29 protein-coding genes and 1 pseudogene are annotated in these 26,252 nt (G+C 67.8%); 8 read left to right on the top strand and 22 right to left on the bottom strand.

Going from position 1 to position 26,252, the window contains the following annotated elements; translation table 11 throughout:
* Nucleotides 1-51 precede the first annotated feature (51 nt).
* From pyk to ABZ942_RS39295, 11 genes and pseudogenes are all read right to left on the bottom strand, one after another.
* Nucleotides 52-1,470, bottom strand: coding sequence for a pyruvate kinase (gene pyk, locus ABZ942_RS39345; protein ID WP_357391341.1), 1,419 nt, complete (start codon nucleotides 1,468-1,470; stop codon nucleotides 52-54).
* Nucleotides 1,471-1,694: 224 nt separating this feature from the next.
* Nucleotides 1,695-3,308 (bottom strand): hypothetical protein, encoded by a 1,614-nt coding sequence (locus ABZ942_RS39340; protein WP_357391340.1) that lies wholly within the window; start codon nucleotides 3,306-3,308, stop codon nucleotides 1,695-1,697.
* Nucleotides 3,309-3,380: 72 nt separating this feature from the next.
* Nucleotides 3,381-4,049 carry an amino acid ABC transporter permease gene (locus ABZ942_RS39335; protein ID WP_357391339.1) on the bottom strand — a complete coding sequence of 223 codons (669 nt, stop codon included), beginning with the start codon at nucleotides 4,047-4,049 and terminating at the stop codon, nucleotides 3,381-3,383.
* Between the two features lie 12 nt (nucleotides 4,050-4,061).
* Complete coding sequence (locus ABZ942_RS39330) at nucleotides 4,062-4,790, bottom strand: amino acid ABC transporter substrate-binding protein (protein WP_357391513.1); 729 nt, start codon at nucleotides 4,788-4,790, stop codon at nucleotides 4,062-4,064.
* 273 nt (nucleotides 4,791-5,063) lie between these two features.
* Nucleotides 5,064-5,423: pseudogene (locus ABZ942_RS39325) on the bottom strand (TM2 domain-containing protein); the annotation flags it as partial.
* A gap of 400 nt (nucleotides 5,424-5,823) precedes the next feature.
* Complete coding sequence (gene lgt / locus ABZ942_RS39320; RefSeq protein ID WP_357391338.1) at nucleotides 5,824-6,942, bottom strand: prolipoprotein diacylglyceryl transferase; 1,119 nt, start codon at nucleotides 6,940-6,942, stop codon at nucleotides 5,824-5,826.
* 87 nt (nucleotides 6,943-7,029) lie between these two features.
* On the bottom strand, nucleotides 7,030-7,830 hold the full coding sequence (gene trpA, locus ABZ942_RS39315; protein ID WP_357391337.1) for a tryptophan synthase subunit alpha: 801 nt from the start codon (nucleotides 7,828-7,830) through the stop codon (nucleotides 7,030-7,032).
* 73 nt (nucleotides 7,831-7,903) lie between these two features.
* Entirely contained in the window at nucleotides 7,904-9,166 is a 1,263-nt protein-coding gene (trpB, locus tag ABZ942_RS39310) for a tryptophan synthase subunit beta (RefSeq protein ID WP_357391336.1), read from the bottom strand.
* On the bottom strand, nucleotides 9,163-9,981 hold the full coding sequence (trpC, locus tag ABZ942_RS39305) for an indole-3-glycerol phosphate synthase TrpC (RefSeq protein WP_357391335.1): 819 nt from the start codon (nucleotides 9,979-9,981) through the stop codon (nucleotides 9,163-9,165). Before trpC ends, trpB begins: the two co-directional genes overlap by 4 nt.
* A gap of 183 nt (nucleotides 9,982-10,164) precedes the next feature.
* Nucleotides 10,165-11,040 (bottom strand): TIGR02234 family membrane protein, encoded by an 876-nt coding sequence (locus ABZ942_RS39300; protein WP_357391334.1) that lies wholly within the window; start codon nucleotides 11,038-11,040, stop codon nucleotides 10,165-10,167.
* Nucleotides 11,037-12,584, bottom strand: a complete 1,548-nt coding sequence (locus tag ABZ942_RS39295; protein WP_357391333.1) for an anthranilate synthase component I — start codon at nucleotides 12,582-12,584, stop codon at nucleotides 11,037-11,039. Before ABZ942_RS39295 ends, ABZ942_RS39300 begins: the two co-directional genes overlap by 4 nt.
* 205 nt (nucleotides 12,585-12,789) lie before the next feature.
* Here ABZ942_RS39295 and ABZ942_RS39290 point away from each other — a divergent pair, with 205 nt between their 5' ends.
* From ABZ942_RS39290 to ABZ942_RS39275, 4 genes are all read left to right on the top strand, one after another.
* Nucleotides 12,790-13,083 (top strand): hypothetical protein, encoded by a 294-nt coding sequence (locus ABZ942_RS39290; protein WP_357391332.1) that lies wholly within the window; start codon nucleotides 12,790-12,792, stop codon nucleotides 13,081-13,083.
* 118 nt (nucleotides 13,084-13,201) lie between these two features.
* On the top strand, nucleotides 13,202-13,663 hold the full coding sequence (locus ABZ942_RS39285) for a peroxiredoxin (protein ID WP_357391331.1): 462 nt from the start codon (nucleotides 13,202-13,204) through the stop codon (nucleotides 13,661-13,663).
* A gap of 96 nt (nucleotides 13,664-13,759) precedes the next feature.
* Nucleotides 13,760-14,332 (top strand): permease, encoded by a 573-nt coding sequence (locus ABZ942_RS39280; RefSeq protein WP_357391330.1) that lies wholly within the window; start codon nucleotides 13,760-13,762, stop codon nucleotides 14,330-14,332.
* A 201-nt stretch (nucleotides 14,333-14,533) separates the two neighbouring features.
* A complete protein-coding gene (locus ABZ942_RS39275) occupies nucleotides 14,534-14,974 on the top strand; it encodes a MarR family transcriptional regulator (RefSeq protein WP_357391329.1) in 441 nt (146 codons plus the stop codon).
* A 1-nt stretch (nucleotide 14,975) separates the two neighbouring features.
* Here the strand turns inward: ABZ942_RS39275 and hisI are convergent, their stop codons facing one another.
* Together hisI and ABZ942_RS39265 are read right to left on the bottom strand one after the other, a co-directional pair.
* A complete protein-coding gene (gene hisI, locus ABZ942_RS39270; RefSeq protein WP_357391328.1) occupies nucleotides 14,976-15,323 on the bottom strand; it encodes a phosphoribosyl-AMP cyclohydrolase in 348 nt (115 codons plus the stop codon).
* A gap of 16 nt (nucleotides 15,324-15,339) precedes the next feature.
* Complete coding sequence (locus ABZ942_RS39265) at nucleotides 15,340-15,759, bottom strand: MarR family transcriptional regulator (protein ID WP_357391327.1); 420 nt, start codon at nucleotides 15,757-15,759, stop codon at nucleotides 15,340-15,342.
* 71 nt (nucleotides 15,760-15,830) lie between these two features.
* Here ABZ942_RS39265 and ABZ942_RS39260 point away from each other — a divergent pair, with 71 nt between their 5' ends.
* Both ABZ942_RS39260 and ABZ942_RS39255 read left to right on the top strand, forming a co-directional pair.
* Entirely contained in the window at nucleotides 15,831-16,181 is a 351-nt protein-coding gene (locus tag ABZ942_RS39260; RefSeq protein ID WP_357391326.1) for a multidrug efflux SMR transporter, read from the top strand.
* Nucleotides 16,182-16,216: 35 nt separating this feature from the next.
* The gene (locus ABZ942_RS39255) at nucleotides 16,217-16,537 is read left to right on the top strand and encodes a multidrug efflux SMR transporter (RefSeq protein WP_357391325.1); all 321 of its coding nucleotides are present in this window, start codon (nucleotides 16,217-16,219) and stop codon (nucleotides 16,535-16,537) included.
* A 130-nt stretch (nucleotides 16,538-16,667) separates the two neighbouring features.
* On the opposite strand, the gene hisF is transcribed toward ABZ942_RS39255, so the two are convergent.
* From hisF to ABZ942_RS39235, 4 genes are all read right to left on the bottom strand, one after another.
* A complete protein-coding gene (gene hisF / locus ABZ942_RS39250) occupies nucleotides 16,668-17,441 on the bottom strand; it encodes an imidazole glycerol phosphate synthase subunit HisF (RefSeq protein WP_357391512.1) in 774 nt (257 codons plus the stop codon).
* A gap of 4 nt (nucleotides 17,442-17,445) precedes the next feature.
* Complete coding sequence (locus ABZ942_RS39245; RefSeq protein ID WP_357391324.1) at nucleotides 17,446-18,246, bottom strand: inositol monophosphatase; 801 nt, start codon at nucleotides 18,244-18,246, stop codon at nucleotides 17,446-17,448.
* Nucleotides 18,243-18,974 carry a bifunctional 1-(5-phosphoribosyl)-5-((5-phosphoribosylamino)methylideneamino)imidazole-4-carboxamide isomerase/phosphoribosylanthranilate isomerase PriA gene (gene priA / locus ABZ942_RS39240; RefSeq protein ID WP_357391323.1) on the bottom strand — a complete coding sequence of 244 codons (732 nt, stop codon included), beginning with the start codon at nucleotides 18,972-18,974 and terminating at the stop codon, nucleotides 18,243-18,245. The genes ABZ942_RS39245 and priA overlap by 4 nt, the downstream gene beginning before the upstream one ends.
* Before the next feature lie 62 nt (nucleotides 18,975-19,036).
* Entirely contained in the window at nucleotides 19,037-19,477 is a 441-nt protein-coding gene (locus ABZ942_RS39235; protein WP_357391322.1) for a MarR family transcriptional regulator, read from the bottom strand.
* Nucleotides 19,478-19,574: 97 nt separating this feature from the next.
* On the opposite strand from ABZ942_RS39235, the gene ABZ942_RS39230 reads away from it, so the two are divergent.
* Together ABZ942_RS39230 and ABZ942_RS39225 are read left to right on the top strand one after the other, a co-directional pair.
* Nucleotides 19,575-20,066: a nuclear transport factor 2 family protein gene (locus ABZ942_RS39230; RefSeq protein ID WP_357391321.1), complete on the top strand. Its 492-nt coding sequence runs from the start codon at nucleotides 19,575-19,577 to the stop codon at nucleotides 20,064-20,066.
* 149 nt (nucleotides 20,067-20,215) lie between these two features.
* Nucleotides 20,216-20,677 carry a hypothetical protein gene (locus ABZ942_RS39225; RefSeq protein ID WP_357391320.1) on the top strand — a complete coding sequence of 154 codons (462 nt, stop codon included), beginning with the start codon at nucleotides 20,216-20,218 and terminating at the stop codon, nucleotides 20,675-20,677.
* A 10-nt stretch (nucleotides 20,678-20,687) separates the two neighbouring features.
* On the opposite strand, the gene hisH is transcribed toward ABZ942_RS39225, so the two are convergent.
* From hisH to ABZ942_RS39200, 5 genes are all read right to left on the bottom strand, one after another.
* Entirely contained in the window at nucleotides 20,688-21,323 is a 636-nt protein-coding gene (gene hisH, locus ABZ942_RS39220) for an imidazole glycerol phosphate synthase subunit HisH (RefSeq protein ID WP_357391319.1), read from the bottom strand.
* On the bottom strand, nucleotides 21,320-21,937 hold the full coding sequence (gene hisB / locus ABZ942_RS39215; RefSeq protein WP_357391511.1) for an imidazoleglycerol-phosphate dehydratase HisB: 618 nt from the start codon (nucleotides 21,935-21,937) through the stop codon (nucleotides 21,320-21,322). The genes hisH and hisB overlap by 4 nt, the downstream gene beginning before the upstream one ends.
* A gap of 20 nt (nucleotides 21,938-21,957) precedes the next feature.
* Complete coding sequence (locus tag ABZ942_RS39210; protein WP_357391318.1) at nucleotides 21,958-23,091, bottom strand: histidinol-phosphate transaminase; 1,134 nt, start codon at nucleotides 23,089-23,091, stop codon at nucleotides 21,958-21,960.
* Entirely contained in the window at nucleotides 23,088-24,425 is a 1,338-nt protein-coding gene (hisD, locus tag ABZ942_RS39205; protein ID WP_357391317.1) for a histidinol dehydrogenase, read from the bottom strand. The genes ABZ942_RS39210 and hisD overlap by 4 nt, the downstream gene beginning before the upstream one ends.
* Before the next feature lie 137 nt (nucleotides 24,426-24,562).
* Nucleotides 24,563-26,197: a protein kinase gene (locus tag ABZ942_RS39200; RefSeq protein WP_357391316.1), complete on the bottom strand. Its 1,635-nt coding sequence runs from the start codon at nucleotides 26,195-26,197 to the stop codon at nucleotides 24,563-24,565.
* Nucleotides 26,198-26,252: the final 55 nt, after the last annotated feature.

Here is a 26,252-nt window from a genome sequence, read left to right as displayed (position 1 = left end):
TCCCGGCCGCCGATGAATCGACGACCGACCCGCCAAGGGAGCTATTCACTATTAATGATCCTCCTCACCGATGCGATGCACGTGGATCAGGTTGGTGGAACCGACCGTACCCGGCGGGGAGCCGGCAACGATTACCACGAGGTCACCCTTTTGGTATCGCTCCATGGACAGCAGTGCTACATCGACCTGGTGGATCATAGCGTCGGTGGTGTCCACCATCGGCACGATGAAGGTCTCCGTGCCCCAGGTCAGCGCGAGCTGGCTGCGCACCTCCGGCAGCGGGGTGAACGCCAGCAGCGGCAGCGGGGTGTGCAGCCGGGCCAGGCGACGCACGGTGTCACCGGACTGGGTGAACGCCACGAGTGCCTTCGCGTTGAGCCGCTCGCCGATGTCGCGGGCGGCGTAGGAGATGACGCCGCGCTTGGTGCGCGGCACGTGGGTCAGCGGTGGCACCCTGGTGGATTCGGTCTCCACCGCGTGCACGATGCGCGCCATGGTGCGCACCGTCTCGATCGGCCACGCGCCGACCGAAGTCTCGCCGGAGAGCATCACCGCGTCGGCGCCGTCGAGCACCGCGTTGGCGACATCGGAGGCCTCGGCCCTGGTGGGGCGCGAGTTCTCGATCATCGACTCCAGCATCTGGGTCGCCACGATCACCGGCTTGGCGTTCTCGCGCGCCATCTGGATGGCCCGCTTCTGCACGAGCGGCACCTGCTCCAGCGGCAGCTCGACGCCGAGGTCGCCGCGGGCCACCATGACCGCGTCGAACGCGAGCACGATGGCTTCCAGGTTGTCGATCGCCTCCGGCTTCTCCAGCTTGGCGATCACCGGCACCCGGCGGCCGACCCGGTCCATGATGTCGTGCACCAGCTCGACATCGGCCGGGGACCGCACGAACGACAGCGCGATGAAGTCGACGCCGAGCTTCAGCGCGAATTCCAGGTCCTCGATGTCCTTTTCGGACAGCGCGGGCACCGAGACGTCCATGCCCGGCAGCGAAACACCCTTGTTGTTGGAAACCGGTCCACCCTCGGTCACCCGGCAGACGACATCGTTGCCGTCTACCCGGATAACGGTGAGCCCGACCTTGCCGTCATCGACGAGCAGTCGATCGCCCGCCTTCGCGTCCTGCGCGAGTTCCTTGTATGTCGTCGAAACACGGTCGTGGGTTCCGTCGACGTCGTCGACGGTGATCCTGACTTCTTCACCCGTCGCCCAGACGGTCTTGCCCTCGATGAATCGGCCGAGCCTGATCTTCGGTCCCTGGAGGTCGGCGAGAATGCCGACCGCTCTGCCGAGGTGATCGGAGGCCGCCCGTACCTTCTTGTAATTCTCTGCGTGATCCGCGTGTTCGCCGTGACTGAAGTTCAGTCGAGCCACGTCCATGCCGCTCTCGACGAGTTCGCGGATACGGTCCTCGGAGGCAGTAGCCGGGCCGAGCGTGCACACAATCTTCGTCCGTCGCATCACGGGTAGAGCCTAGTCCCGACGGGTACCCGGGGCCGCCTGTGCCCCAGGTGAAAGCTGAGTGAAAAAAACGTTCGCGACTTGGTGAAACCTACAAGCGTTACGGATGGCGCAACATCCCAGGCCAACGCTGTGTATTTGAAACATGACCCGAAAATGTTACTCGCTGGTAGAAATTCGCGAGGCCGAATCGAGTGAATTGGTCGTGTCGGCGCAGGGTTGCTGGGTCACGAATCGAAGGTGATTTCGCGGTAGCTGTAGCCGAGTTCGGGGAGGGTGCCGGTGCGGGTGTAGTGGACGAGGAGAAGGTCGACTTCGGCGGGTGTGAAGACCTCGTTCGGGTGGACGTGTTGGAGGTGGCCGTCGAAGGTGATCGGGATGTCGTCGGTCGGTAAGCGGTCGGGTTGGGGCGGGGCGGCCGCGACCTCGGGGGCGGGCAGCGCGATGCTCGATTCATCGATCGGACCGGGCTGTCGTGCAGCGCTGTTCGCCGAGTCGTTAGCGGCGGGCGGTGCCAGCGACGGATCCGAGTAAACGATCTGGGCCGCCTCGGTCACCGGTGGCGGCGCGATCGTAGGCTCCGCATGCCTGATCTCGGCCACCTCAGTCATCGGGCGAGGCGTGGTCGAGGGCTCCAGGTGCCCGCATGCGATCGTCGGATCCGAATGCCTGATCTCGTTCACCTTGGTCACCGGCAAAGGAGCGACCGCAGACTCCGAGTAGCTCGACTCGGCCATCTCGGTCGCCGGGACAGGCGCGGTCGAGGGCTCCTGCTCCGAGTACCTGATCTCGGCCGCCGCAGTCATCGGGCGAGGCGCAATCGTGGGCTCCGAGTACCCGCGTGCGACCGTTGGATCCGAGTAAACGATCTCGGCGGACTTGATCTCCGGGAAGTCCGCGACACTCGCCAACTCGACCGCCGAGACGTTGATCGAGTCCAACGTCCGGTCCATCGAGACCCGCAGCGTCCGGATCTCCTCCCCCATCTCACCGAGCCGCCGCATCGACTCCTTCAGACTTTCCACCGCCGACCTAGCGTGACGACCGACGACGAACATTCGGTAATCGTCGCCATCCCGCATTCGCCATTCGACCAGGTAACGTCCGCCCGAACCGGCGGCCTGCACGAATTCCTCGGTCCCGGTGGCCTCGTCGCCTTCGAGCTCGGCCCATGTCCGCCCCGACGGCAGTGGCGACAAGACGAGCACGGCGAAACCCGCGTCGACGGCGAACTCCTGCAACACCTTTGCGAACTCGCCGTCACCGACCGTCGCCAGCACCGGCCGGAGCTGGTCGTACTCGACGGTCAGCACATGCGTCTGCGCGCCGAAATCGGTCAGCACATCGGGCGAATCCAGTTCTCGCAGTACATATTCCGCACTCGGCACAGTCCCGGTGCGGTAGTAGGCACAGAACAACTCGGCGGCCGCGTCCACGTCGAACACCTCGTCGGCGCGGGCCGTGACCGCATGACCGAGCCCGAACCGCACAGTGCGCGACGACGAGTCGGGCGCGACTCGACGCGCGATCCGATATCGATGCGGCAGCCCATCGACGGCATGCCGCAACTCGACGACCACCTCGTCCAGCGGTCCCACCGCGAGCAGGCATTCGCCACGCGCGGCGACCCGATCGACCTCCCACAAGCTCTCCGGCGGACGCGCCGTCCACCAGAGCCGGAAGAACCACTGACCGTACAACGCGCGATAACTCAACCACCCGCGAAAGTAGTCCGCGGCCAGCGACTCACCGGCCGCGACAGCCGCCGGTAGCGCGTTGTCCTGCACCGGCATTCGACAGCGATGTGGCGCACTGGCTTCGAGCACATACCAGCCGTCCACCGCAGCCCCTTTCGATCCGGACAACCTAACGCCGGGTCGTGCGCCCGCCAAGCCGGGAAAAGGAGGGGCGCGTCAGGTTGCCACGTGCCGCGCGAGCCGCGTCTCCAGCCTGGTCTGGCCGAAGCCGAGGATCAGGCAGATGACCCAGTAGTAGATCGCCGCGACGCCGTACAGCGCGAAGAAATCGAAGGTCGGCGCGGCCGCCAGCTGAGCGACGCGCAGCAGTTCGGTCACCAGGATCGTCGAGGCCAGCGACGTGTCCTTGACCAACGAGATCAACGTGTTCGACAGCGGCGGCACCGCGATGCGCGACGCCTGCGGCAGGATGATCAGCCGCATCATCTGCGGATACGTCAGCCCCAACGCCTGCGAGGCCTCCCACTGCCCCTTCGCAACGCTGAGAATGGACGCGCGCACGATCTCCGCGGCATAGCCACCGACATTGAGGCTGAACGCGATCACCGCCGCCGGGAACGGATCGATCACCAACCCGAATTGCGGCAGCGCGTAGAACACGATGAACAGCTGCACCAGCAGCGGCGTACCGCGGATGATCGAGATATAGAACCGGGCGGCCGCCGACAGCGGCCACACCGGTGACATCCTGGCCAGCGCGACGAACAACGCGATCGCCAGGCCGATGATGAAGCTGACCGCGGTGAGCGGGATGGTCATTTTGAGGGTGGCCTGCAGCATCGGCCACAGGTTGTGCCAGATCAGTTCCCTGGTAGCGGGGTCCATGGAGAGCGTCGGCTACTTGCTGACGTCGGTGCCGAAGTATTTGTCCGAGATCTTGGCCAGCGTGCCGTCGGCGCGCAGTTCGGTGAGCGCCTTGTCCACGTCCTTGATCAGCGCGTCGTCCTTGCGCGCGGCGAAGGCCTGCTGGCTGGTCTCGCCGGTCTTGCCGGAGACCTTCACGCCGGTGTCGCCGGTCTTCTTGGTGTACTCGGCGACGGCGAGGGTGTCGTTGACGGTGGCGTCGACGCGGCCGTTCTTCAGCAGCTGGATGGCCTGCACAAAGCCTTCCACCGCCTCGACCTTCGCACCCGCGTTGGTGGCGACCTTGCCCCAGTTGCTGGTGGCGGACTGGGCGCAGGTCTTGCCCTTCAGGTCGGCCAGGGTGGTGATGGCGTTGTTGTCGGCGCGGGTGACGATCACGCCGTCGGAGGTGGTGTACGGGGCGGACAGCGCGTACTTGCCCTTGCGCTCGTCATTGATGGTCACCTGGTTGGCGACCAGGTCGAAGCGCTTGGACTCGAGCCCGGCGAAGATGGCGTCCCACGGGGTCTGCACGAATTCGACCTTCTTGCCGAGCTTGTCGCCGATCGCCTGGATCACCTCGACGTCGTAGCCGGTGATCTTGCCGTCGGCGCCCTGGAAGCTGAACGGGGAGTAGGTGCCTTCGGTGCCGACCTTCAACACGTTCGGATCGCTGCTGCTACCGCAGGCGGTGAGCCCGGTGGCGGCGACGATGGCGAGCATGGCGGCGGCGAACAGCTTGCGACGCACGGGTTCCCTCTCTTCGGTACGCGGACATCCCACGCACAACACGCAAATCCGGCTCATGCTACGCCGGGACTTATCCGAAGGACCCTATCTCGATCATGGTGCGTGAAAGGGTTGCACTCGCCGAATTCGAGGACGAGTCGCGAGGGTGTGCCCCTATTTCTCGGGGCCTCTGACCTGCCCGTACCGGTCCTGGAACGCCGAACGGGCACCGCCTGATCGGCGATGCCCGTCGTCTATCGGTGTGACTCAGTCGCGCAGCGGGCGCCCGTCGCTGTCGGGCACCTTGCCGACCAGCATCAGGATGCCGTCGATCAGCGGCCAGATGCCGCCGATGCCACAGGTCAGCCAGGTGACCGCGATCTGGGCGATGGCGATGCCGGTGTAGCCGGTGTAGAAACGGCCGACGCCGAACGCGCCGAGGAAGATCTGCAGCAGGCCCGCGATCAGCTTCTGCTTGTCCGAGAAGGGCGCGCCGAACTGGTCACGGCCCCACGGCGCTTCCGGATCGTTCGGGTTGTAGCCCTGCGGGCCGTAGCCGCCGACCGGCGGATAGCCGCCAGGCTGCTGGCCGTACGGGTTGGGCTGGCCGTACTGCGGCTGGGCGTACGGGTCGGCGGGCGGCTGCTGACCGTAGGGCTGCGAGTCGTACTGCGGCAGCGCCGAGGTGTCCTGCGGCTTGTTCAGATCCGGCCCCGTACCGGGCGGACCGTACTGCGGTCCGCCGAATCCTGGGTTGTTCTGCTGGTAGGGGTCGGTCACCAATGTCCTCCTCATTCGTGCTGGGCACCCTCTGCCCGGCATTGATCGATCCGCCGAGCGGGGAAGATGCTCGCGACGATCACGAGTCATTGTGGTCGGACCAGTGTGATTTGTCGCCCCGTAATGCTCGGCTCTCCCCCGGGTTATCGCAGGTGATACGCCATCGTTATCGGCGAGGGGAAATTCGGAGCAAACCGGTGGGCGGTACGACGGCGCCGCCGCGTAATCGGCGGCGGCACCGTCGTATTCAGGACTTGTCGGAATCCGTGGCTTTCGTCGCCACCGTCTTCACCGTGGCGGTGTCGGTGCTGGTTGCCGTTTTCTCGGCGGTTGCCTCGACCGTCTCGGTCGACTCGTCTGGCTCGAGTTCGTCCGTAGCCGTCGCACCGTCGGTATCGGCGGCCGAATCCTTTTCGAGCTCAACCTTGTCCGAGGCCAGCGCCGCCTCGGACGCGGCGGCCACAGCGCGCAACTTGCCGAACTGCCACGGCCACGGGCGGCGTTCCGTCGCCGGTTGCAACTGCTCGGCGGTCTCGCGCCCCTTGGTCGCGAACACAAAATAGGCGATGGCCGCGAGGAATACGACCGCGGAGGTGAACGAGTTGATCCGGATGCCCGCGATCTTGGTCGCCTCGTCGTCGCGCATCAGCTCGACGAAGAACCGGCCGAAGCTGTAGCCCGCGACATAGAGTGCGAACAGGCGCCCGTGCCCGATCTGGTAACGCTTGTCCAGCTGCACGAGCAGCACCACGATCAGCACGTTCCAGATCAGCTCGTACAGGAACGTCGGATGCACGACCTTGTCGACGACACCGTTGGAGACGCCGTTCATCGCGTCCGGCTTCAGGTTGTCGTTGTAGCGGAAGTAGATCTCCAGGCCCCAGGGCAGGTCGGTCTTGCGGCCGTACAGCTCCTGGTTGAAGTAGTTGCCGAGGCGGCCGATGGCCTGGGCCAGCAGGATCGGCGGGGCGATCGCATCACCCAACGCGGGCAACGGGATTCGATACACCCGGCAGCCGATCCAGGCGCCGATGCCACCGAGCGCCACCGCGCCCCAGATGCCGAGGCCGCCGTTCCAGATCTCCAGCGCGGCCTTGGGGTCGCCGTCGGGGCCGAAGTACTTCTGCCAGTCGGTGGCGACGTGATAGAGCCGGCCACCGACCAGACCGAACGGCACCGCGAACATCGCGACGTCCAGGATCGCGCCCTGTTGTCCGCCGCGGTCGCGCCAGCGCCGTTCGCCCCACCAGATGGCGACGACGATGCCGATGATGATGCACAGCGCGTAGGCCCGCAGCGGGAATGGGCCGATGTGCCACACGCCCTGCGGGGGGCTGGGTATGTACGCCAGGACTCGTAAGGTCACGGGGCCACCGTAGCGGAGAAGCTCAGCGACACTGGAACCACCGCACCGCCACAGTCGTCCCCAGACCCGGAGAGCGGTCGAGCGGCCCTACGAGGCGACGGTCGCCGAACGCACGCCCTCGGCCAGTTCGGCGGTCAGCGCGCGGACCGCGTCGATGCTCTCACCGGCGGCACTCACCAGCGCCGAACCCACGATGACTCCGTCTGCGTAGGAAGCGATTTCGGCCGCCTGCGCACCCGAACGAACGCCGAGACCGACACCGATCGGGATGTCGGAATGCGCCCGGATCCGCGCGCACAATGCGGGTGCGGCGGAGGACACCACATCGCGGGCGCCGGTGACGCCCATGGTCGAGGCCGCGTACACGAAGCCGCGCGACGCCTCCAGGGTCTTCACCAGACGCTCCTCGGTGGAGGACGGTGCGACCAGGAAGATACGGTCGAGGTTGTGCGTGGACGAGGCGACGAACCAGTCGTCGGCCTCCTCCGGAATGAGGTTCGGTGTGATGATGCCCGCGCCACCGGCACCGGCCAGATCGCGCGCGAAACGGTCGACGCCGTACGCCAGCACCGGGTTCCAGTAGCTCATCACCACGGCCTGGCCGCCCGCCGAGGTGATCGCCTCGACGACGGAGAACACGTCGCGCACCCGCACGCCGCCGCGCAACGCCTGATCGGCGGCGGCCTGGATGGTCGGGCCGTCCATCACCGGATCGGAGTAGGCGACGCCGACTTCGATGATGTCGCAACCGGATTCGACCATCGCGCGGACGACCTCGATGGAACCGGCCAGGTCCGGGTAGCCTGCGGGCAGGTAGCCGATGAGCGCAGCCCGACCTTCACCGCGCGCCGCAGCAAAGGTATTCGCAAGACGAGACTGTTGGCTCACGACTGCGCCTCGCTGACGCTCGGCTCCGTCGACGCCCTAGACGCTGTATCCATGGTTCGCTCTTTACGCTCCCTCACGACTGCACCGCCCCTTCATCGAACAGCCCGAACCAGCGCGCCGCCGTATCCATGTCCTTGTCACCGCGGCCGGACAGATTCACCAGGATGATCGCGCCGGGGCCGAGTTCTTTGCCCAATTGCAGCGCGCCAGCGACCGCGTGTGCGGACTCGATCGCGGGGATGATGCCCTCACGACGGCTGAGCAGCAGCAGCGCGTCCATCGCCTCGGTATCGGTGATCGGCAGGTACTCCGCGCGGCCGATGTCCTTGAGCAGCGCGTGCTCCGGGCCGACGCCCGGGTAGTCCAGACCGGCCGAGATGGAGTGCGACTCGATGGTCTGGCCGTCCTCGTCCTGCAGCAGGTACGAGTAGGCGCCCTGGAACGCACCCGGCGTGCCACCGGTGAAAGTGGCCGCGTGCCTGCCGGTTTCGACGCCGTCGCCGGCCGCCTCGTAGCCGATCAGGCGGACGCCGGGATCGTCGAGGAAGGCGTGGAAGATGCCGATGGCGTTGGAGCCGCCGCCGACGCAGGCGACAACCGCGTCGGGCAGCTGGCCGGTGGATTCCTGCACCTGCACCCGGGCTTCCAGCCCGATGACGCGCTGGAAGTCGCGCACCAGCATGGGGAACGGGTGCGGGCCCGCGGCGGTGCCGAAGCAGTAGTAGGTGTCGTCGGCGTTGCTGACCCAGTCGCGCAGCGCCTCGTTGATCGCGTCCTTGAGCGTCTGCGAGCCGGTGGTCACCGAGATGACCTCGGCGCCGAGCAGCCGCATCCTGGCCACGTTCAACGCCTGCCGCGCGGTGTCGACGGCGCCCATGTAGATGACGCAGTCGAGGCCGAGCAGCGCGCACGCGGTCGCGGTGGCGACGCCGTGCTGGCCCGCGCCGGTCTCCGCGATGATCCGGGTCTTGCCCATCCGCTTGGCGAGCAGGGCCTGGCCGAGCACATTGTTGATCTTGTGAGAACCGGTGTGGTTCAGGTCTTCTCGCTTGAGCAGGATGCGCGCGCCGCCCGCATGCTCAGCGAGCCGCGTGCATTCGAACACCGGCGACGGACGCCCGGTGTAGTCGCGCTGCAGCCGGTCGAGCTCGTTGAGGAAGTCCGGGTCGAGCCGGGCCTTCTCGTAGACCGCGGTGACGTCCTCGATGACCGCCATCAGCGCCTCGGGCACGTGCCTGCCGCCGTAGACGCCGAAGTGGCCGCCGGTGTCGGGCTCGTGCTTGCTGCGGTGCGCGACGCCTTCGCTGGCCTTGGGTAGTTCGGTCACTCCGGTCACCGGCCCCGCCGCGCCGGCTTCGGGCAGGACGGGTGGGTGCCCGCGGTCACCAGCTCGGACACGGCCGCACGGGGATCACCGCTGGTCACCAGGCCCTCGCCGACGAGGACGGCGTCCGCGCCCGCACCGGCATAGGCCAGCAGGTCAGCGGTGCCGCGGATGCCGGACTCGGCGATCCGGATGACCTCGGTGGGCAGGCCGGGCGCGATCCGGGCGAACACGTCCCGATCCACCTCGAGGGTCTTGAGGTTGCGGGCGTTCACGCCGATCACCGAGGCGCCTGCCTCGAGCGCGCGGTCGGCCTCTTCCTCGGTGTGCACCTCGACGAGCGCGGTCATGCCGAGCGATTCGGTGCGGTCGATGAGCGAGGACAGCACGTCCTGTTCCAACGCCGCGACGATCAGCAGGATCACGTCGGCGCCATGCGCACGGGCCTCGTGGATCTGGTACGGCCCGACGACGAAGTCCTTGCGCAGGATCGGGATGCTCACGGTGGCACGGACCGCGTCCAGGTCTTCCAACGACCCGTGGAAGCGGCGGCCTTCGGTCAGCACGCTGATGATGCGCGCGCCGCCGTCTTCGTACGACTTGGCCAGACTGGCCGGGTCGGGGATGTCGGCGAGTTCGCCCTTGGAGGGGCTGGCCCGCTTCACCTCGGCGATCACGCCGATGCCGTCTTCGAGGAGGGCCGCGCGTGCGTCGAGCGGGCTGTTGGCCGCCGCGGCGGCCGCCTTGATCGCCTGGAAATCGAGGAGGGCTTCCCGCGCGGCGACATCCGCGCGGACCCCGTCGAGAATCGAGTCGAGTACCGTCATCTGGCTCGAATCCTTTCTGGGGAGACGGACTTGCTGCCTGAGAATCTCCCCAGGCGCTGTCTCACCGATGCTGACAAAGAATAAATGGGCGTACCGGCCGCGTTTGCGCCGGGGCATGTTGTGGACCAGGCAACCAGTCCGTGCGCAAGGTGGGTACCGCCACAGTCACCGTGCGCGAATCACTCAGCGGACGCGTCCGCCCGACTGGCCGGCGTCCGGATCGTCGGGTCGCCCACCGGAGTTCACGGCGTCCTCGGTGGGGTCGGTGCCCGCGTCCAGCGCGTCCCACAGCACGCGTTCGGACAGCTGGGTGCTGCCCGGCTCGGCGGCGGCCTCAGCGCGCTGCTTGGTCACCTGCTCGGTGGCGGCGGCGCGGCGGAACACCGGGTTGTCGTATTTGCCGGACAGTCGCGCGGTGTCCTGTGGCATCCGTGCGAGCAATCCGCCCGCCGCGAACGCCGCCAACGCGCCGAGCAGGGCGAGTACGGCCGGGAGCGCCGAGGTCGTCGCCTCGCCGACCTGTGCCCGTGCGGGGAGCTCGGCCAGCTTGGCGGCGCGTTCGGCGATCTTGCCGGAATTGGTGAGCAGGGCGAAGGCCGGTACCGCGGCGACGGCGGCGACCAGGGCGATCACCACGCCGAGGACGCGGCGTAACCAGCCCCTGGTGGCCAGCACGGCCGCGATCGAGGCGAGCAGTACCAAGGCCAGCGGGGTGAGCGCGCCGAACCACACGCCGCCGTTGAGGTGGTCGGTGCGTGGTTCGGTGAGGCCGTCGCTGGAGGTGACCGTCACCCACGTCATCCGCGAGGAGCCCCACAGCGCGGCGGCCGCGACGGCGAGCAGAACGAGCGCGCCGATCGGGGATTTGCGCCGCGCCGGTTCGACCGTCTCGGTGTCCGGGGTGGCGACGTCGGGATCAGGTGTGGCCCCGGCATTTCCACCGCCGGCGCCGCCGCGGTGAACGCCGGAATCGAGGCCCGACGTTTCGGTCGGCGGTGCCGACTCGGTCCCCGCGTTCGCCGGGGTCACGGGGCCGCCGTCGCTGTGCCCTGCCGTCATGCGTCGCCGCCGTTCGTCGCGCCGTACGCGCGCACCGTCTTCGCCGCCGCGATCGCCTTGAGCACCGCCATCGCCTTGTTGCGGGCCTCGACGTCCTCGTATTCGGCAACCGAATCGGCGACGATGCCCGCGCCCGCCTGGACGTAGGCGGTGCCCTCTTTGAGCAGCGCGGTGCGGATCGCGATCGCGGTGTCCGCGTCACCCGCGAAGTCGAGATAACCGACAACACCGCCGTAGACACCGCGACGGGTCGGCTCGAGTTCTTCGATGAGTTCCATCGCGCGCACCTTCGGCGCGCCGGACAGCGTGCCCGCCGGGAAACAGGCGCGCACCGCGTCGAACGCGATCTTGCCTTCCGCGAGACGACCCGACACCGTGGAGACCAGGTGCATCACGTGGCTGTAGCGCTCGATGTGCCGATACTCGGTGACCCGCACGGTGCCCGGCTGGCAGACCCGGCCGAGGTCGTTGCGCCCGAGGTCGACGAGCATCAGGTGCTCGGCGTTTTCCTTCTCGTCGGCGAGCAGGCCCTTCTCCAGCAGCAGGTCGTCCTCTTCGGTGGCACCGCGCCAGCGGGTGCCCGCGATCGGATGTGTCGTCGCCACACCGTCTTTCACGGTGACCAGCGCCTCCGGGCTGGAGCCGACGATGGAGAACGCAGTGCCGCCGTCGCCGTCCGGGATGTGCAGCAGGTACATGTACGGGCTCGGGTTCGACGCGCGCAACATTCGGTACAGGTCCAGCGGCGCGCCGTCGTAGTCCATCTCGAACCGCTGCGAGAGCACCACCTGGAACGCCTCGCCCGCCTCGATCTCCTTGACCAGGCGGCGCACGCCGACACCGAACTCCTCGGTGGTGCGGCGACGGCGGAATTCCGGCTCGGGCCGATCGAAGACCGACACGGTGGACGGTGCGGGGGCGGCCAGCGCCTCGGTCATCCGGTCCAGTCGGGCGACCGCGTCGTCATAGGCCTCGTCGACCCGGTCGGCGGTGCCGTTCCAGTTGACGGCGTTGGCGATCAGCGTGATCGCGCCCTCGTGATGGTCGAACGCGGCGAGGTCGGTGGCCAGCAGCAGCACCATCTCGGGCAGTTGCAGATCGTCGGCTGCCAGGTTCGGCAGCCGTTCGATCCGGCGCACCGCGTCGTAGCCGAGGTAGCCGACCATGCCGCTGGTGAGCGGCGGCAGGCCGGGCAGTCGCTCGGTCTGCAACAGTTCGAGTGTTTCGCGCAGCGCCTGCAGCGGATCGCCGCCCGAGGGCGCGTCGACCGGGATGTTGCCGAGCCAGGCCGCCTCGCCGTCGACCACGGTCAATGCCGACGGGCTACCCGCGCCGATGAACGACCAGCGCGACCACGATCGTCCGTTCTCCGCCGACTCGAACAGGAACGTGCCCGCTCGGTCGTCGGCCAGCTTGCGGTAGGCGGAGAGCGGAGTTTCGGAGTCCGCCAACACCTTTCGGGTCACCGGGACAACTCGATGTTCCGCGGCCAGCTGGTGGAACTGTGCACGGGTCGTGGTGGTGGGAGTCGACGCGCCTTGCATGGGCCCATCCTCCCAGGTCCGTCCGACACCTTCCCGGGCGCACCCCGAAGGGATCTGCCGGGTCGATGACGCACACCCACTAATTCACACCAGTCACAAACACGACCGCCCGGTTCTCATGCCCCAGGAAGCGCTGTGACGGGCGTCTCTATGCTCGCTCCGTTCCATCTCGCACGCGGTATCCATGATCGAGAGGAGACAACTGATGTACCCCTCGCAACCGGAGGGCAGGCATGCCGCCCCGGGCGGTGCGCCGAGCCAGGCCCCACGGATGGTCGGTCTGCAGTCGAAGCCAGGCCAACAGGGTGCCCCGAACGCACTAGCCACCTTCGTCACCTACGCGAAGGCACTCGAATCCCTGGACAAGAACCACTTCCCGGACGAATACGCCACGCACGCCGACCGGATCAAGGAACTCAAGCCTTTCCTGCGCGCGCACGGCATTCTCGACGTCATGCAGATCAAGAACCCCGAAGTCGCGGCACTGATCGGCATATAGGACGTAGCCGCGTCGTCCGCAGGCAGGCCACATCCGGTCGGCAGGCAGGCGACGGTTGGCCATGGAGCCCGAACGGACCGGTACCGGGTGCGACATGTGCCCGGTACTGTCCCTTTCTATGCAGACAGGACAGCTCGCTCCCCAGTTCGAGCTCCCCGATCAAACCGGCACGCCCCGTTCGCTCGACGCGTTGCTCGCGGACGGCCCACTGGTCCTCTTCTTCTATCCCGCCGCGAACACCCCCGTGTGCACGGCGGAGGCCTGCCACTTTCGTGATGTGGCAAGCGATTTCGCCGCGCTCGGCGCCTCGTGCGTCGGCATCAGCGCCGACGGCGTCGACACCCAGGCCGGTTTCGCCGACAGGCAGGGGCTCGGTTATCCGCTGCTGTCCGATCCCGACGGCACGGTCGCCGCACAGTTCGGCGTCAAGCGCGGGCTGCTCGGCAAATTAGCGCCGGTCAAGCGGCAGACCTTCGTCATCGATCAGGACCGCACCGTCCGCAAGATCATCACCGGCGAGCTGCGCGCCAACGTGCACGCCGACGAGGCGCTGAAGTTCCTGCGCGAGCGCGCGAAGTAGTTCCCGGCGCGTCCCGGGCGACACTCGGGACGGCCGTACCGGAAACGCCGGGGCGATCACCACGTTTCCGCCGCTCACCCGGCTTACGCTGGGCTCATGACTGCGACCGACGGACAGCTGGAGCAGAAATCGACCGGGATCGCCTGGAAGACCTGGGTCGTCGGCGGGCTTGCGGTGCTCGCCGTCCTGCTCATCGCCTACTTCATCCTGTCCGCGTTCATCCCACGCTGGTGGGCGCAGCGGATCGCGGAGATGGTGAACGGCAGCTTCGCCAAGGGCATCGGCTGGGGTTTGGTCTTCGGCGGCGTGTGCACGGTGATCCCACTGTTCCTGCTGCTGTTCGCGCTGCGGGTGTGGCGGCGCCGGGGCGGCCGGTTCATGGCGGGCGCGGCCGTGGTGATCGCCGTGCTCGTCGCGATTCCCAATCTGATGACGCTGACCATCGTGCTCGGCGGCAGCAATGCCGCCCATGCGGGACAACGGATTCTCGATGTCGATGCGCCCGCCTTCCGCGGCGCCACCATGGCCGGTGCGATCGCGGCCGCCGCTATCTGGCTCGCGGCGCTGGCGCTGATCGTCGTGCGCTGGTGGCGGCGCAGGCATCCGAAGCGGCAAACCACCCCGCCGACCACCGCCGATCCGGCCATGACTCGCCCGGACGGTTTGTGAGTGAACTCACGCTACTCGACAACTGCATGACGAGCGAGCGAAGTCGTGGCAAACTCAAAGCCACGGGTGACTGTGAACATGCTTTTCAATAATCGGTAGGCTTCCTAACAAAACCACGTCACTTGGCTTGAAAGAAGGCACACAGTGACGAAGTGGCTCGACCCCGTAGAACAACGAGCTTGGCGCGCGATTGTCGCGCTGATGACCCGCCTACCAGGCGCTTTGGATACCCAGCTGCAGCGCGAATCCGGGGTCACCCATTTCGAGTATTGGGTTCTCACCTTGCTTTCCGAGGAACCGGGCCATCGGCTGCAGATGAGTGACCTCGCCCACAAGGCAAATGCATCGCTATCACGGCTTTCGCACGTCGTGTCGAAGCTGGAGCGGATGGGCTGGGCCGAGCGCTCGGCTACCGCCGGGCGCCGCGGCGTACAGGCGGTACTGACAGACGACGGCTACCACAAGGTGATCGAAGCGGCGCCCGGTTATCTGGATGCGGTGCGCCGCTTGGTATTCGACGGTTTGGAGCCGGAGCAGACGGCGCAACTGGCGGAGCTGAGCGAGCTGCTCGCCGACCATCTCACCGATGCGCTGAGCCGAGCCGGTGGGACAGACCAGGAAGATCGGCCCGCGAACTCCTAGCTCAGGCCGGATCGGCCAGCAGCACATCCGCGTCGAAACAGGTATGCGTCCCCGTGTGGCACGCCGCACCCTCTTGATCCACCACCAACAGGATGGTGTCGCCGTCGCAGTCGAGCCGGACCTCGTGCACGTACTGGGTGTGGCCGGAGGTCTCCCCCTTGACCCAGTACTGCTGACGCGAACGCGAAAAATAGGTCGCCTTGCGCGTTTCCAACGTGCGGGCCAGCGCCTCGTCGTCCATCCACGCGACCATCAGCACGTCGCCGGTGCCGCGTTCCTGCGCGACGGCGGCGACCAGACCGGCGTCGTTGCGCTTGAGCCTGGTGGCGATGGCGGGATCGAGAGTCATAGCACCGTTATAACAGTCAGACATGGGCGCGACGCAGGGCGGCCACGGTGTCGTCGTCGGATTCGTCGAGCGCGACGGTGAGCGTGTCGCGGTAGGTGTCGCTGGCCGCGCGGTGCCGTTCGCGACCCTTGTCGGTGATCACCGTGTAGACGCCGCGCCGATCATCGGGACATAGGTCGCGGTAGGCCAGCCCGGCGGCGTCGAGCCGGCCGACCAGCCTGGTCACCGAGCTCTGGTTCAGACCGAGTCGCGCGGACAGGTCCTGCATCCGCAGCTCGCCGTCCGATGCCTCGGCCAGGAAGCCCAGCGCCCGGAATTCCGAGAGCCCGAGGCCGTAGCCGCGCTGTACCGCCGCCGCCAATTTGCCCTCTACCTGGGCATGCAGGGCGATCAACCGGTTCCACATCTGCTCGTCGTGCTCGCTGTTTGACACCATTTATTTGTACATGCATACTTCTCGTCACGCAAGATAGTTGCATATACATACAACTAAAGGAGCTGTTTTCCATGGCCTGGATCTACCTGATGATCGCGGCGGTTTTCGAAGTGGTCTTCGCGCTCGCGACCAATGCCACGCACGGATTCACCGTGCTCGGCCCGTCACTACTCACCGCCGCGGCCGCGGCGGGCGGCATCTTCTTCCTCAGCCTGGCACTACGCACCCTCGACGTCGGGGTGGGCTACACGGTGTGGACCGGCATCGGCTCGGTCGGCACCGTCACCCTCGGCACGGTGATCTTCCACGAGACGCTCAATGTCTGGAAGGTGCTGGCCTTCGTGCTGATCATCGGCGGCGTGCTCGGACTCAAGCTCGCCGACACCCTCGCGAACCGCGCGGCCGCGCCGGTTGCCGCCTGATCCCCCACTTCACCACCCGCACAGGAGTTTTCGTCATGGCCTGGTTCTTCCTCGGCATCGCCATCGTCTTCGAGATCGCGTTCGCGCTCGGCACCAACGCGACCAACGGCTTCACCAAACTCTGGCCGTCGGTCTTCACCCTGCTCGCCGCGGCAGGCGGCATCTTCACCCTGAGCCTGGCGCTGCGCACGCTGGATGTCGGTGTCGGATACACCATTTGGACCGGCGTCGGCGCCATCGGCACGGTCATCCTCGGCGCCCTCGTCTACCACGAGAAGGTCACCCTGCCCAAAGTCGCGTCCTTCGCCGCGATCATCGCGGGCGCGGTACTACTGAAGGTGGCCTCGGGAGCCTGAAACACCCTCGCTCCGGCGCACTTTCACGCGCGAACGACCCGCTCGGCGCAATGGCCGAACGGGTCGTTCGCGTATCGCGGTGCGGTGCGGTTCAGTTCGCCGAGTAGTTGCCAGGTGCGCTGTTCGTCGGCTAACGGACGACGATGTGTTCGGCGCGCATGGAGTCCTTCACCTGGCCGATGGTGAGGTCGCCGAAGTGGAAGACGCTGGCGGCCAGGACTGCGTCGGCGCCCGCTTGGACGGCGGGGGCGAAGTGTTCGACGCTGCCCGCTCCGCCGCTGGCGATGACCGGGACGGAGACCGCGGCGCGGACGGCGCGGATCATCGGGAGGTCGAAGCCCGCCTTGGTGCCGTCGGCGTCCATCGAGTTGAGCAGGATCTCGCCGACGCCCAATTCGGCTCCGCGCGTTGCCCATTCGACGGCGTCGAGGCCGGTGCCGCGTTTGCCGCCATGAGTGGTGACCTCCCAGCCGGAGGGCGTGGCGGGCTGACCGGCGGGCACCGTGCGCGCGTCGACGGACAGCACGATGCACTGCGAGCCGAACCGCTCCGACATCTCGCGCAGCACCTCGGGCCGGGCGATGGCGGCGGTGTTGACCGAGACCTTGTCGGCGCCGGCCCGCAGCAGCCGGTCGACGTCCTCGACGGTGCGTACGCCGCCGCCGACGGTGAGCGGGATGAAGATCTGCTCGGCGGTGCGGGTGACCACGTCGATCATGGTGCCGCGGTCGCCGGTGGAGGCGGTGACATCGAGGAAGGTGAGCTCGTCGGCGCCCTGCGCGTCGTAGGCCGCGGCCAGCTCGACGGGATCGCCTGCGTCCCGCAGGTTTTCGAAGTTCACGCCCTTGACCACCCGGCCCGCGTCGACGTCCAGACACGGAATCACGCGTACCGCCAACGTCATTGCCTCACCCTTCATCGGCCACCGTGCAGATCATTTCGAGCAGCTCTTCGTGCACGCCGGGCGCGGCGGCCAGCACCGAGCCCGAGGTGATGGTCCACGGCGCGCCGGCCAGATCGGTGACCACGCCACCCGCGGCGCGGATCAGCGCGACCCCCGCGGCGTTGTCCCACGGATGATGGCCGAACACGATGGCCCCGCCGAGCACGCCGGACGCGGTGAACGCCAGGTCGATGCCGGTGGAGCCGTGCATCCGCACGCGGGAGGAGAGCCTGCTGAGCGGTCCGAGCAGATCGAAGCGGAACTGCCCGGGGATCCGCCCCCGCGCATCGACATTGAACGCGCCGAACCCGATCATCGCCTCGGCCAGCTTCCCGTGCGGCAACGGCGGCAGCGGTTGGCCGTTCAACAGGACCGGCCCGCCTTCGATCGCGGCGTAGCGCTGCCCGAGCAGCGGCAGCCAGGTCAGGCCGAGCACCGGCGCACCGTCGTGCACCAGCGCGAGCAGCATGCCCGAAAGTGGGTGTCCGGACGAGTAATTGAAGGTGCCGTCGATCGGATCGAGCACCCACGCGGTGCCGGAGACGAGCTGCGGGCCGCCGAATTCCTCGCCGTGCACCTTGATTCCGGTGCGCCGCTCCAACTGGGCGGAGATGGTGCGTTCCAGCTCCAGGTCGAGTTCGGTGGCGAAGTCGTTGCGGCCCTTGGTGACCGCGCTCGGCGCGCCGACCCCCTCGATGAAGCGTGAGGTGACCGAGTCCAGGATCTCGCGGGCGACAGCGAGCAGTGCCGATAGGTCCGGGCTCATCTCACCGCGGCCAGCGCCTCGGGCAGCGTGAACCGGCCCGCGTAGAGCGCCTTGCCGACGATCGAACCCTCGACGCCCTCCGGCACGAGTTCGGCGATCGCGATCAGGTCCTCGATGGTCGAGACGCCGCCGGAGGCGATGACCGGCGCGTCGGTGGCGTTGCACACCTCGCGAAGCAGGTCCAGGTTCGGGCCGGTCAGCGTGCCGTCCTTGGTGACGTCGGTGACCACGTAGCGGGAGCAGCCGTCGCGCTCCAGGCGCTCGAGCACCTCCCACAGGTCGCCGCCATCGCTGACCCAGCCGCGGCCGCGCAGCCGGTAGTCGCCGTCGATGATGCGCACGTCCAGGCCGACCGCGACACGCTCGCCGTGCCTGGCGATGGCCTTGGCGCACCACACCGGATCCTCCAGCGCAGCGGTGCCGAGGTTCACCCGGGCGCAACCGGTGGCCAGTGCGGCCTCCAGGGTCTCGTCGTCGCGGATGCCGCCGGACAGCTCCACCTTGACGTCGAGTTCGCCGACAACCCCCGCCAGCAGTTCACGATTCGAGCCGCGACCGAACGCCGCGTCGAGATCGACCAGATGCACCCACTCCGCGCCCGCGCGCTGCCATTCCAGCGCTGCGTCGCGCGGCGAGCCGTAGTTGGTTTCGCTACCGGCCTCCCCTTGCACGAGGCGCACAGCCTCTCCATTGGCAACATCGACGGCGGGTAGCAGCACAAGACTCACGCAACCACCCTAGTAGTTAGCTCTCACCGCCCGGTCTCCGGCCTGCGCAAATAGGAGCTGGATCACCGATCGAGGATGCGGGTCAATAGTCGGACGAGTTCAGCGCGCTCCGCCGGGTTGAGACCGGCGAGCAGTTCGTCCTGCGCACCGGCCAGCCGCTCGTCGAGCTCGGCGAGATGCGCCGTGCCCGCGTCGGTGATGGTGACGATCTTGCGCCTGCGATCGCCTTCGTCCGGACTGCGCTCGACGAAACCGCGGTCGGCCAGCTCGTTGACGGTGGCGACGATATCGCTGCGGTCGATGCGGGTGCGTCGCCCCAGGTCGGCCTGGCTGATCGAGCCGAACTCACCGAGCGCGGCAAGCAGCGCGTAGTGATAGCGCCGGGAGCCGGTGGCGTTCAGCGCGCGCTCGGTGGCCCGGTTGGCGACGAGGGCAACCTGATTGACCAGCCGGGTGGGCAGCGCCCGCAGCCTGGCGGGAGCACCCTCGTGCGAGATCTCCATGGCAGCAATCTAACTCTTGTTGGTCGCACCCACAATATGTTAACGTTGGCGATACCAACGTTGGACAGGCCAACATTCAAGTCGAAAAGGCAACCCCATGAGCAAGATCCGTTTCCCCGCACGCCCCCGGCCCCTGCTCACCCGGGCAACCGCGGACACCACACCGCGGCAGCTGCGAGAGTTGTTGGACCGCAACGAGATCACCGCTTTGGTCGACCGGCTCGGCCGCGCGCTGGACGAGGGACGCTTCGACGATTTCCAGGCCCTCTACACACCCGATGCGACAGCGAAGACCCCCGGCGGCAAGGCCGAGGGACGCGACGCACTGACCGCCCAGGCGCGCCGGAATCACTCCGCCGACAAGCGAATTCAGCACTTCATCAGCAACGTGATGATCGACCTCGACAAGGACGAGGCCGAGGTCAGAGCGAACCTGATCGCGACCTTCGCCTCGGCCACCGGAACCATCGCCGAACCGCAGTACACCCTCGGCGAGATCTACCGATTCGGTGCGCTCCGCACCGCGGCGGGCTGGCGACTGTCGCGGGTCGAGACCACCCCGCTGTGGTCCACCGGCACCCGCCCTTGACGTCCCGGCCGACGTAGCCGCCACCGGTCCGGATCGCCCCCGATTCGAGCAAGTCAGCGGGCGGCCCCCGTGACCGAGGATTCGCCGGTAGTGTCTCGCCTCGGCGACCACTCCGTTCGCCGCTTCCGTACTCTCCTTAGGGATCTCGTATGTCGCGCTCGACCCTCGCTGCCGTGCTCCTGCTTTCGGCCGCCTCCTGCACCGCGGTGCTCGCCACCGCGCAGACCGCCGCGGCTGCCCCGCCCGAGGAGGCGCGGCTGGCCGGATGCGATTTCGGCACCATCGCGGGGACCTACGATTACGCGAATTTCGGCGAGCACGCGGGCAAGATGCTCGACATCACCACCGGCATGTTCCGGGCGGAATTCGAGGACGCCCGGCCGACCATTCAGGCGAACGCCGCCGCGAGTCACGTTCGCGCGACGGCCGATTCGGTGGATTGCCGGATCGTTTCCGGTGACGAGGCACACGCGGACGTGACCGTCGACGTGGTGCGCACGACGACCAGCGACGAGACCGGCGGCATGCCGAAGACCAACAAGATGTCGCTGCTGTGCACCGTCGAGAACGTGAACGGTCGCTGGCTGGTCAACCGGGCCGAAACCAAGTAGGCCCGTTCGGTTACAGCGCCTGCACCCAGTTGAGCAGCAGCTGAGCCCCGGCGTCGCCGGACTTCTCCGGGTGGAACTGGGTCGCCGACAGCGCCCCGTTCTCCACCGCGGCGAGGAACGGCACGCCGTGCTCGGCCCAGGTCAGCTTCGGGGTCGCGAAATGCTCGCCGGGCGGAAGATCCCACGTCTGCGCGGCATAGGAATGCACGAAATAGAAGCGCGTGTCCTTGTCCATGCCCGCGAACAGCACGCTGTCGCGTGGCGCGGACACGGTGTTCCACCCCATGTGCGGCAGCACCGGCGCGGACAAACGCTCCACCACGCCAGGCCATTCCGCGCAGCCGTCGGTCTCCACGCCGAATTCCACGCCGCGTTCGAACAGGATCTGCATGCCGACGCAGATGCCGAGCACCGGGCGACCACCGGCCAATCGCTGGCCGATCATCCGCTCGCCCCGCACCTTTCGCAGTCCGGCCATGCAGGCGGCGTAGGCGCCGACGCCGGGCACGACGAGACCGTCGGCGGCCAGCGCGATCGCCGGATCGGCGGTCACCTCGACCTTCGCGCCCGCCCGCACCAGCGCGCGCTCGGCCGAGTGCAGGTTGCCCGAGCCGTAATCGAGCAGGGCAACAGATTTCACCGTCACAGCGTCCCCTTCGTCGAGGGAACACCCTGCACCCGTGGATCGAGTTCGACCGCGGCACGCAAAGCCCGTGCCACGGCCTTGAATTCGGCTTCGGTGACGTGGTGCTGATCGCGGCCGTACAGGACGCGCACGTGCAGCGCGATGCGGGCGTTCAGTGCGATCGACTCGAAGACGTGCCGGTTGAGCACCGTGGAATACGGTGCGCCGGGGCCGGATCCGGGAATCACGGCGTGCAGCAAGTGGTCCGGCTCGCCGGTGTGCACGCAGTAGGGCCGCCCGGACACGTCGACCGCGGCGTGCGCCAAGGTCTCGTCCATCGGAATGTAAGCGTCACCGAACCGGCGGATACCCACCTTGTCGCCCAACGCTTTTCCCAGCGCCTGGCCGAACACGATCGCGGTGTCCTCCACCGTGTGGTGCGCCTCGATCTCGGTGTCGCCCTCGGCCCGCACGGTCAGATCGAAGCTGGCGTGCGCGCCGAGCGCGGTCAGCATGTGATCGTAAAAGGGGACGCCCGTGGCGATCTCGGTCTTGCCGGTGCCGTCCAGGTCCAGCTCCACGACGATGCTGGACTCTTTGGTGACGCGCTCCACCCGCGCGGTTCGGTTCATGATTGCTTCCTCCACAGGCGGATTCATCGGGGCGTCAGGTCGGTGCCGACCAGGACTCGGCTGACCTTCAGGAATTCGTCGTTCTCCGCGGCCAGACCGATGGTGGTGCGCAGGTAGCCGGGAATGCCGACGTCACGGATCAGCACACCGTGGTCCAGGTAGCGCTGCCAGCTCGCGGCCGCGTCGGTGAATCGGCCGAACAGCAGGAAGTTCGCGTCGCTGGGGATCACGTCGAAGCCGAGGTCGGCCAGCGCCGCCGCGACCCGATCGCGTTGCGCGGCGAGTTGTGCCACGCTGCCGAGGGTTTCGTCGGCGTGCCGCAGCGCCGCCCGTGCGGCCGCCTGGGTGACCACCGACAGGTGATACGGCAACCGCACCAGTAGCATCGCGTCGATCACCGCGGGCGCGGCGACCAGGTAGCCCAGCCGGCCACCCGCGAAGGCGAACGCCTTGCTCATGGTCCTGGTCACCACCAGCTTGGCCGGGAAACGGTCGATCAGCGCGATGGCGCTCGGCTGCGCGGAGAACTCGCCGTAAGCCTCGTCGACCACCACGATGCCCGGCGCGGCCGCCAGGATCCGCGCCAGGTCGTCCTGCGGAATGCTGTGTCCGGTCGGGTTATTGGGGCTGGTCACGAACACCACGTTCGGCGAACGCTCCGCGATGGCGGCCACCGCGTAGTCGACGTCGAGGGAGAAGTCCGCGTTGCGCTTGGCCTCGATCCACTCGGTGTCGATGCTCTCGGAGATGATCGGGTGCATCGAGTACGACGGCACGAAACCCAATGCGCTGCGACCGGGTCCGCCGAAGGCCTGCAGCAGCTGCTGCAGGATCTCGTTGGAACCGTTTGCCGCCCAGACATTGTCGGTGTCCACCGCGACACTCGTTTGCCTGGTGAGGTATTCGGCCAGGTCGGTGCGCAGCGCGACCGCGTCCCGGTCCGGGTAGCGGTGCAGGTCGGCGGCGGCGATCCGAATCGATTCGGCGACGTCATCGATCAGCGCCTTGCTCGGCGGGTGCGGGTTCTCGTTGGTGTTCAGCTGGACGGGCACCGTCAATTGCGGTGCGCCGTAAGGCTTCTTGCCGCGCAGATTCTCCCGCAGGGGTAGGTCGTCCAGGCTGATATCCGCGCCTGGGACGGTGGCCTGCTTGCTCATGACAACGCCTCGAAACGCGCCTGCACGGCCTGGCCGTGTGCGGGCAGGTCCTCGGCATTGGCGAGCGCGACCACGTGACCGGCGACATCCTTCAGCGCCGCCTCGGTGTAGTCGACGACGTGGATGCCGCGCAGGAACGTCTGCACGCTCAAACCCGAGGAGTGCCTGGCACATCCGGCGGTCGGCAGCACGTGGTTGGAGCCCGCGCAATAGTCGCCGAGGCTCACCGGTGCGTACGCGCCGACGAAAATCGCGCCGGCACTGCGCACCTGGGCGGCCACGGCGGCCGCGTCGACGGTCTGGATCTCCAGATGCTCGGCCGCGTAGGCGTTCACCACGCGCAGGCCCTGCGCGATGTCGTCGACGAGCACCGTGCCGGACTGCTTGCCGCGCAACGCTTCCGTCACCCGGTCGGCGTGCTTGACCACGGTCAGCTGCCGGGTGAGCGCCGCGTCCACCGCGTCGGCCAGCTCGGCGCTGTCGGTGACCAGCACGCTCGCCGCGAGCACGTCGTGCTCGGCCTGGCTGATCAGATCCGCCGCCACGTGCACCGGATCGGCGGTCGCGTCGGCCAGGATCGCGATCTCGGTCGGCCCCGCCTCCGCATCGATACCGACCAGGCCGCGGCACAGCCGCTTGGCAGCCGTCACGTAGATGTTGCCAGGCCCGGTGATCAGATCGACCGGCTCCAGCTGCGCGCCGTCGGTGTCGACGCCGCCGTAGGACAGCAGCGCCACGCCCTGCGCGCCGCCGACCGCCCACACCTCGTCGACGCCGAGCAACTGCGCGGCAGCCAGGATCGTCGGGTGCGGCAGCCCACCGAACTGCGCCTGCGGCGGCGAGGCCACCACCAGCGAGCCGACGCCCGCGGTCTGCGCGGGTACCACGTTCATGACCACGCTGGACGGGTAAACGGCATTGCCGCCGGGCACATACAGCCCGACCCGTTCGACGGGCACCCAGCGCTCGGTCACCGTGCCGCCGGGCACCACCTCGGTGGTCTTGTCGGTGCGCCGCTGATCGGCGTGCACCTTCCTGGCCCTGGCGATGGACTCCTCCAGCGCCGCACGCACGGCTGGATCCAGCTCGGTCAGCGCCTTTACCAGCTCGGCCGCAGGCACCCGCACCGTCGCCGGGCTGATCCCGTCGAACTGTTCGCTGTACTCCTGCGCCGCCGCGACGCCGCGATCCCGAATCGCCTCGACCACCGGTCGCACATGATGCAGCACCGAGTCGACGTCGACTCCCCCGCGCGGCAGCGCGGCGCGCAGCTCGGCAACGGAGGGAGTGCGACCGCGCAGATCAACGCGGGCGAGCTCGATGCGGGTAGTCATGTGGTGTCGATCCTTGTCCTCAGCCGAATCCGCAACAGGAAAGTTGCAGCTACCAGCCTAGTAGGCCGACGCCAGCCGTTATCCGCACGGTGGCCTACCAGACATCGGCGGCTCCAGCTGCGCGGCATCGAGCCCGTTCAGGAAAGGTTGGGGAAGCGGGTGTCGCTGTCGATGAGCAGCTTTCCACCGGAGCTGACGACCCGCAGGGTGAGCGGCTTGTCCTGGCCGTCGACGATCAGGCTGTCCAGCTTGATGTCGAGCGATCCGTCCGGGTTGTTGTCGGCGGCCCGCCGGAGACCGGCGAAGTTTTCGACCGTGTGCGCATCCCAGTACGAACGGAACGCCGTCTCGGTGCCGTACAGCTTCTGCGCCGCCGGCGTCAGAATGGACCACGATCCGGACGCGTCGTCGTAGAACTTCTTCACCAGCGCTGTCCCCGGCCCCTCGGTCACCTTGCCATCGCTGGTGGTCTTACCGGGTGTTCCGGACGGTGCGGCCGAAGTCGTGCCACCGGTCGATGAGCTCGTCGACGGCGGACCCGCCTGTACCGTCGGCGAATTCGAGTCCTTCTGACTCAGCGCGCCGATGAGGATCGCGGCCACCGCCACGACCGCGCCGATCGCGGCGCCGATCATGATGGCCTTGCTCTTGCCGCCGGACTTACGCGGCACCGGGCGCGGCTGGGCCTGGGTGCGCGGGTGGGTGGCCGTGTTCGACTGCGCGGGCCGTCGCGGCGCGTGCTGCGGGCGCGGTGCCTGCTTCTGCGGACGCGGCTGACGTTCGGTCGGCTGGTGCACCGGTGCGGACACCGCCGACGGACGCAGTGCGCGCGTGGCGGATTCGGGCGCCCCGTTGCGGCGCCGCACGAAAGCCTCACTGGCGGGCACGAATCCGGCGGCCACCGGGGCGGGGCCGGAGTCGGCGAACGCGGCGAGGTGGTCGAGGGCCGCGCGCATGGTCGGCCGGTCCTGCGGTTCCGGACTGAGCAGGTCGAGCAGGAAATCCGTTGCGGGACCGGCGTTTCGCGGCTCGCTGACCTGACCGTTGGCGGCGGCGTAGAGCACCGCGAGCGGGTTGGCGTTCGCGCCGTACGGCGGCTCGCCCTCCAGCGCATGGAAAAGCGTTGCCCCCAAGGCGAATACGTCCGAAGCGGGGGTCGGGTCGGCGCCGCGCGCCATCTCCGGTGCGAGATAGGCGGCGGTGCCGCAGATCAGGCCGGTTTCGGTGAGCGTGACATCGCCTGCGGCACGGGAGATACCGAAGTCGGTGATCTTCACGGTGCCGTGGTCGTCGAGCAAGATGTTGCCCGGCTTCACATCCCGGTGCACGATGCCCGCGTCGTGCGCGGCGATCAACGCGGAGGCGACCTGCTCACCGATCCGCGCGACCTGCGTCAACGGCAGCGGGCCTTGCGCGGACAGCACGCCGGCCAGGCTGTTGGACTTCAGGTACTCCATCACCAGGCAGGGATCACCCTGATGCTCGGTGATGTCGAAAACGACGATGGCGTTCGGATGCTGGAATCGGGCGGCATTACGCGCCTCCCGAATGGCGCGCTGGCGCACCACATCACGCTCGGCCTCGGGGAGGCTCGGCTTGATGTGGATCTGCTTGACGGCCACCGAGCGTTGCAGACGCTCGTCGATGGCACGCCAAACTACACCTGTGCCGCCGCTACCAATCCGCTCGACCAGGCGGTAATGCTCCGCGATCAACTGACCGGTATCGATGGCGCCTACTCCGAACCTTCTCGAAATCGTGACATCCCGCATATTGCTTACAGACGCGGTCCGGGGACGAGTGTAGCTGGCCGCGCGACTTCGGTCC

It is taken from the genome of Nocardia sp. NPDC046473, assembly GCF_040645995.1.
Taxonomy (GTDB): domain Bacteria; phylum Actinomycetota; class Actinomycetes; order Mycobacteriales; family Mycobacteriaceae; genus Nocardia.
The sequence above is the reverse complement of the archived record's forward strand: the minus strand, read 5'-3'. Positions and strand labels throughout refer to the sequence as shown.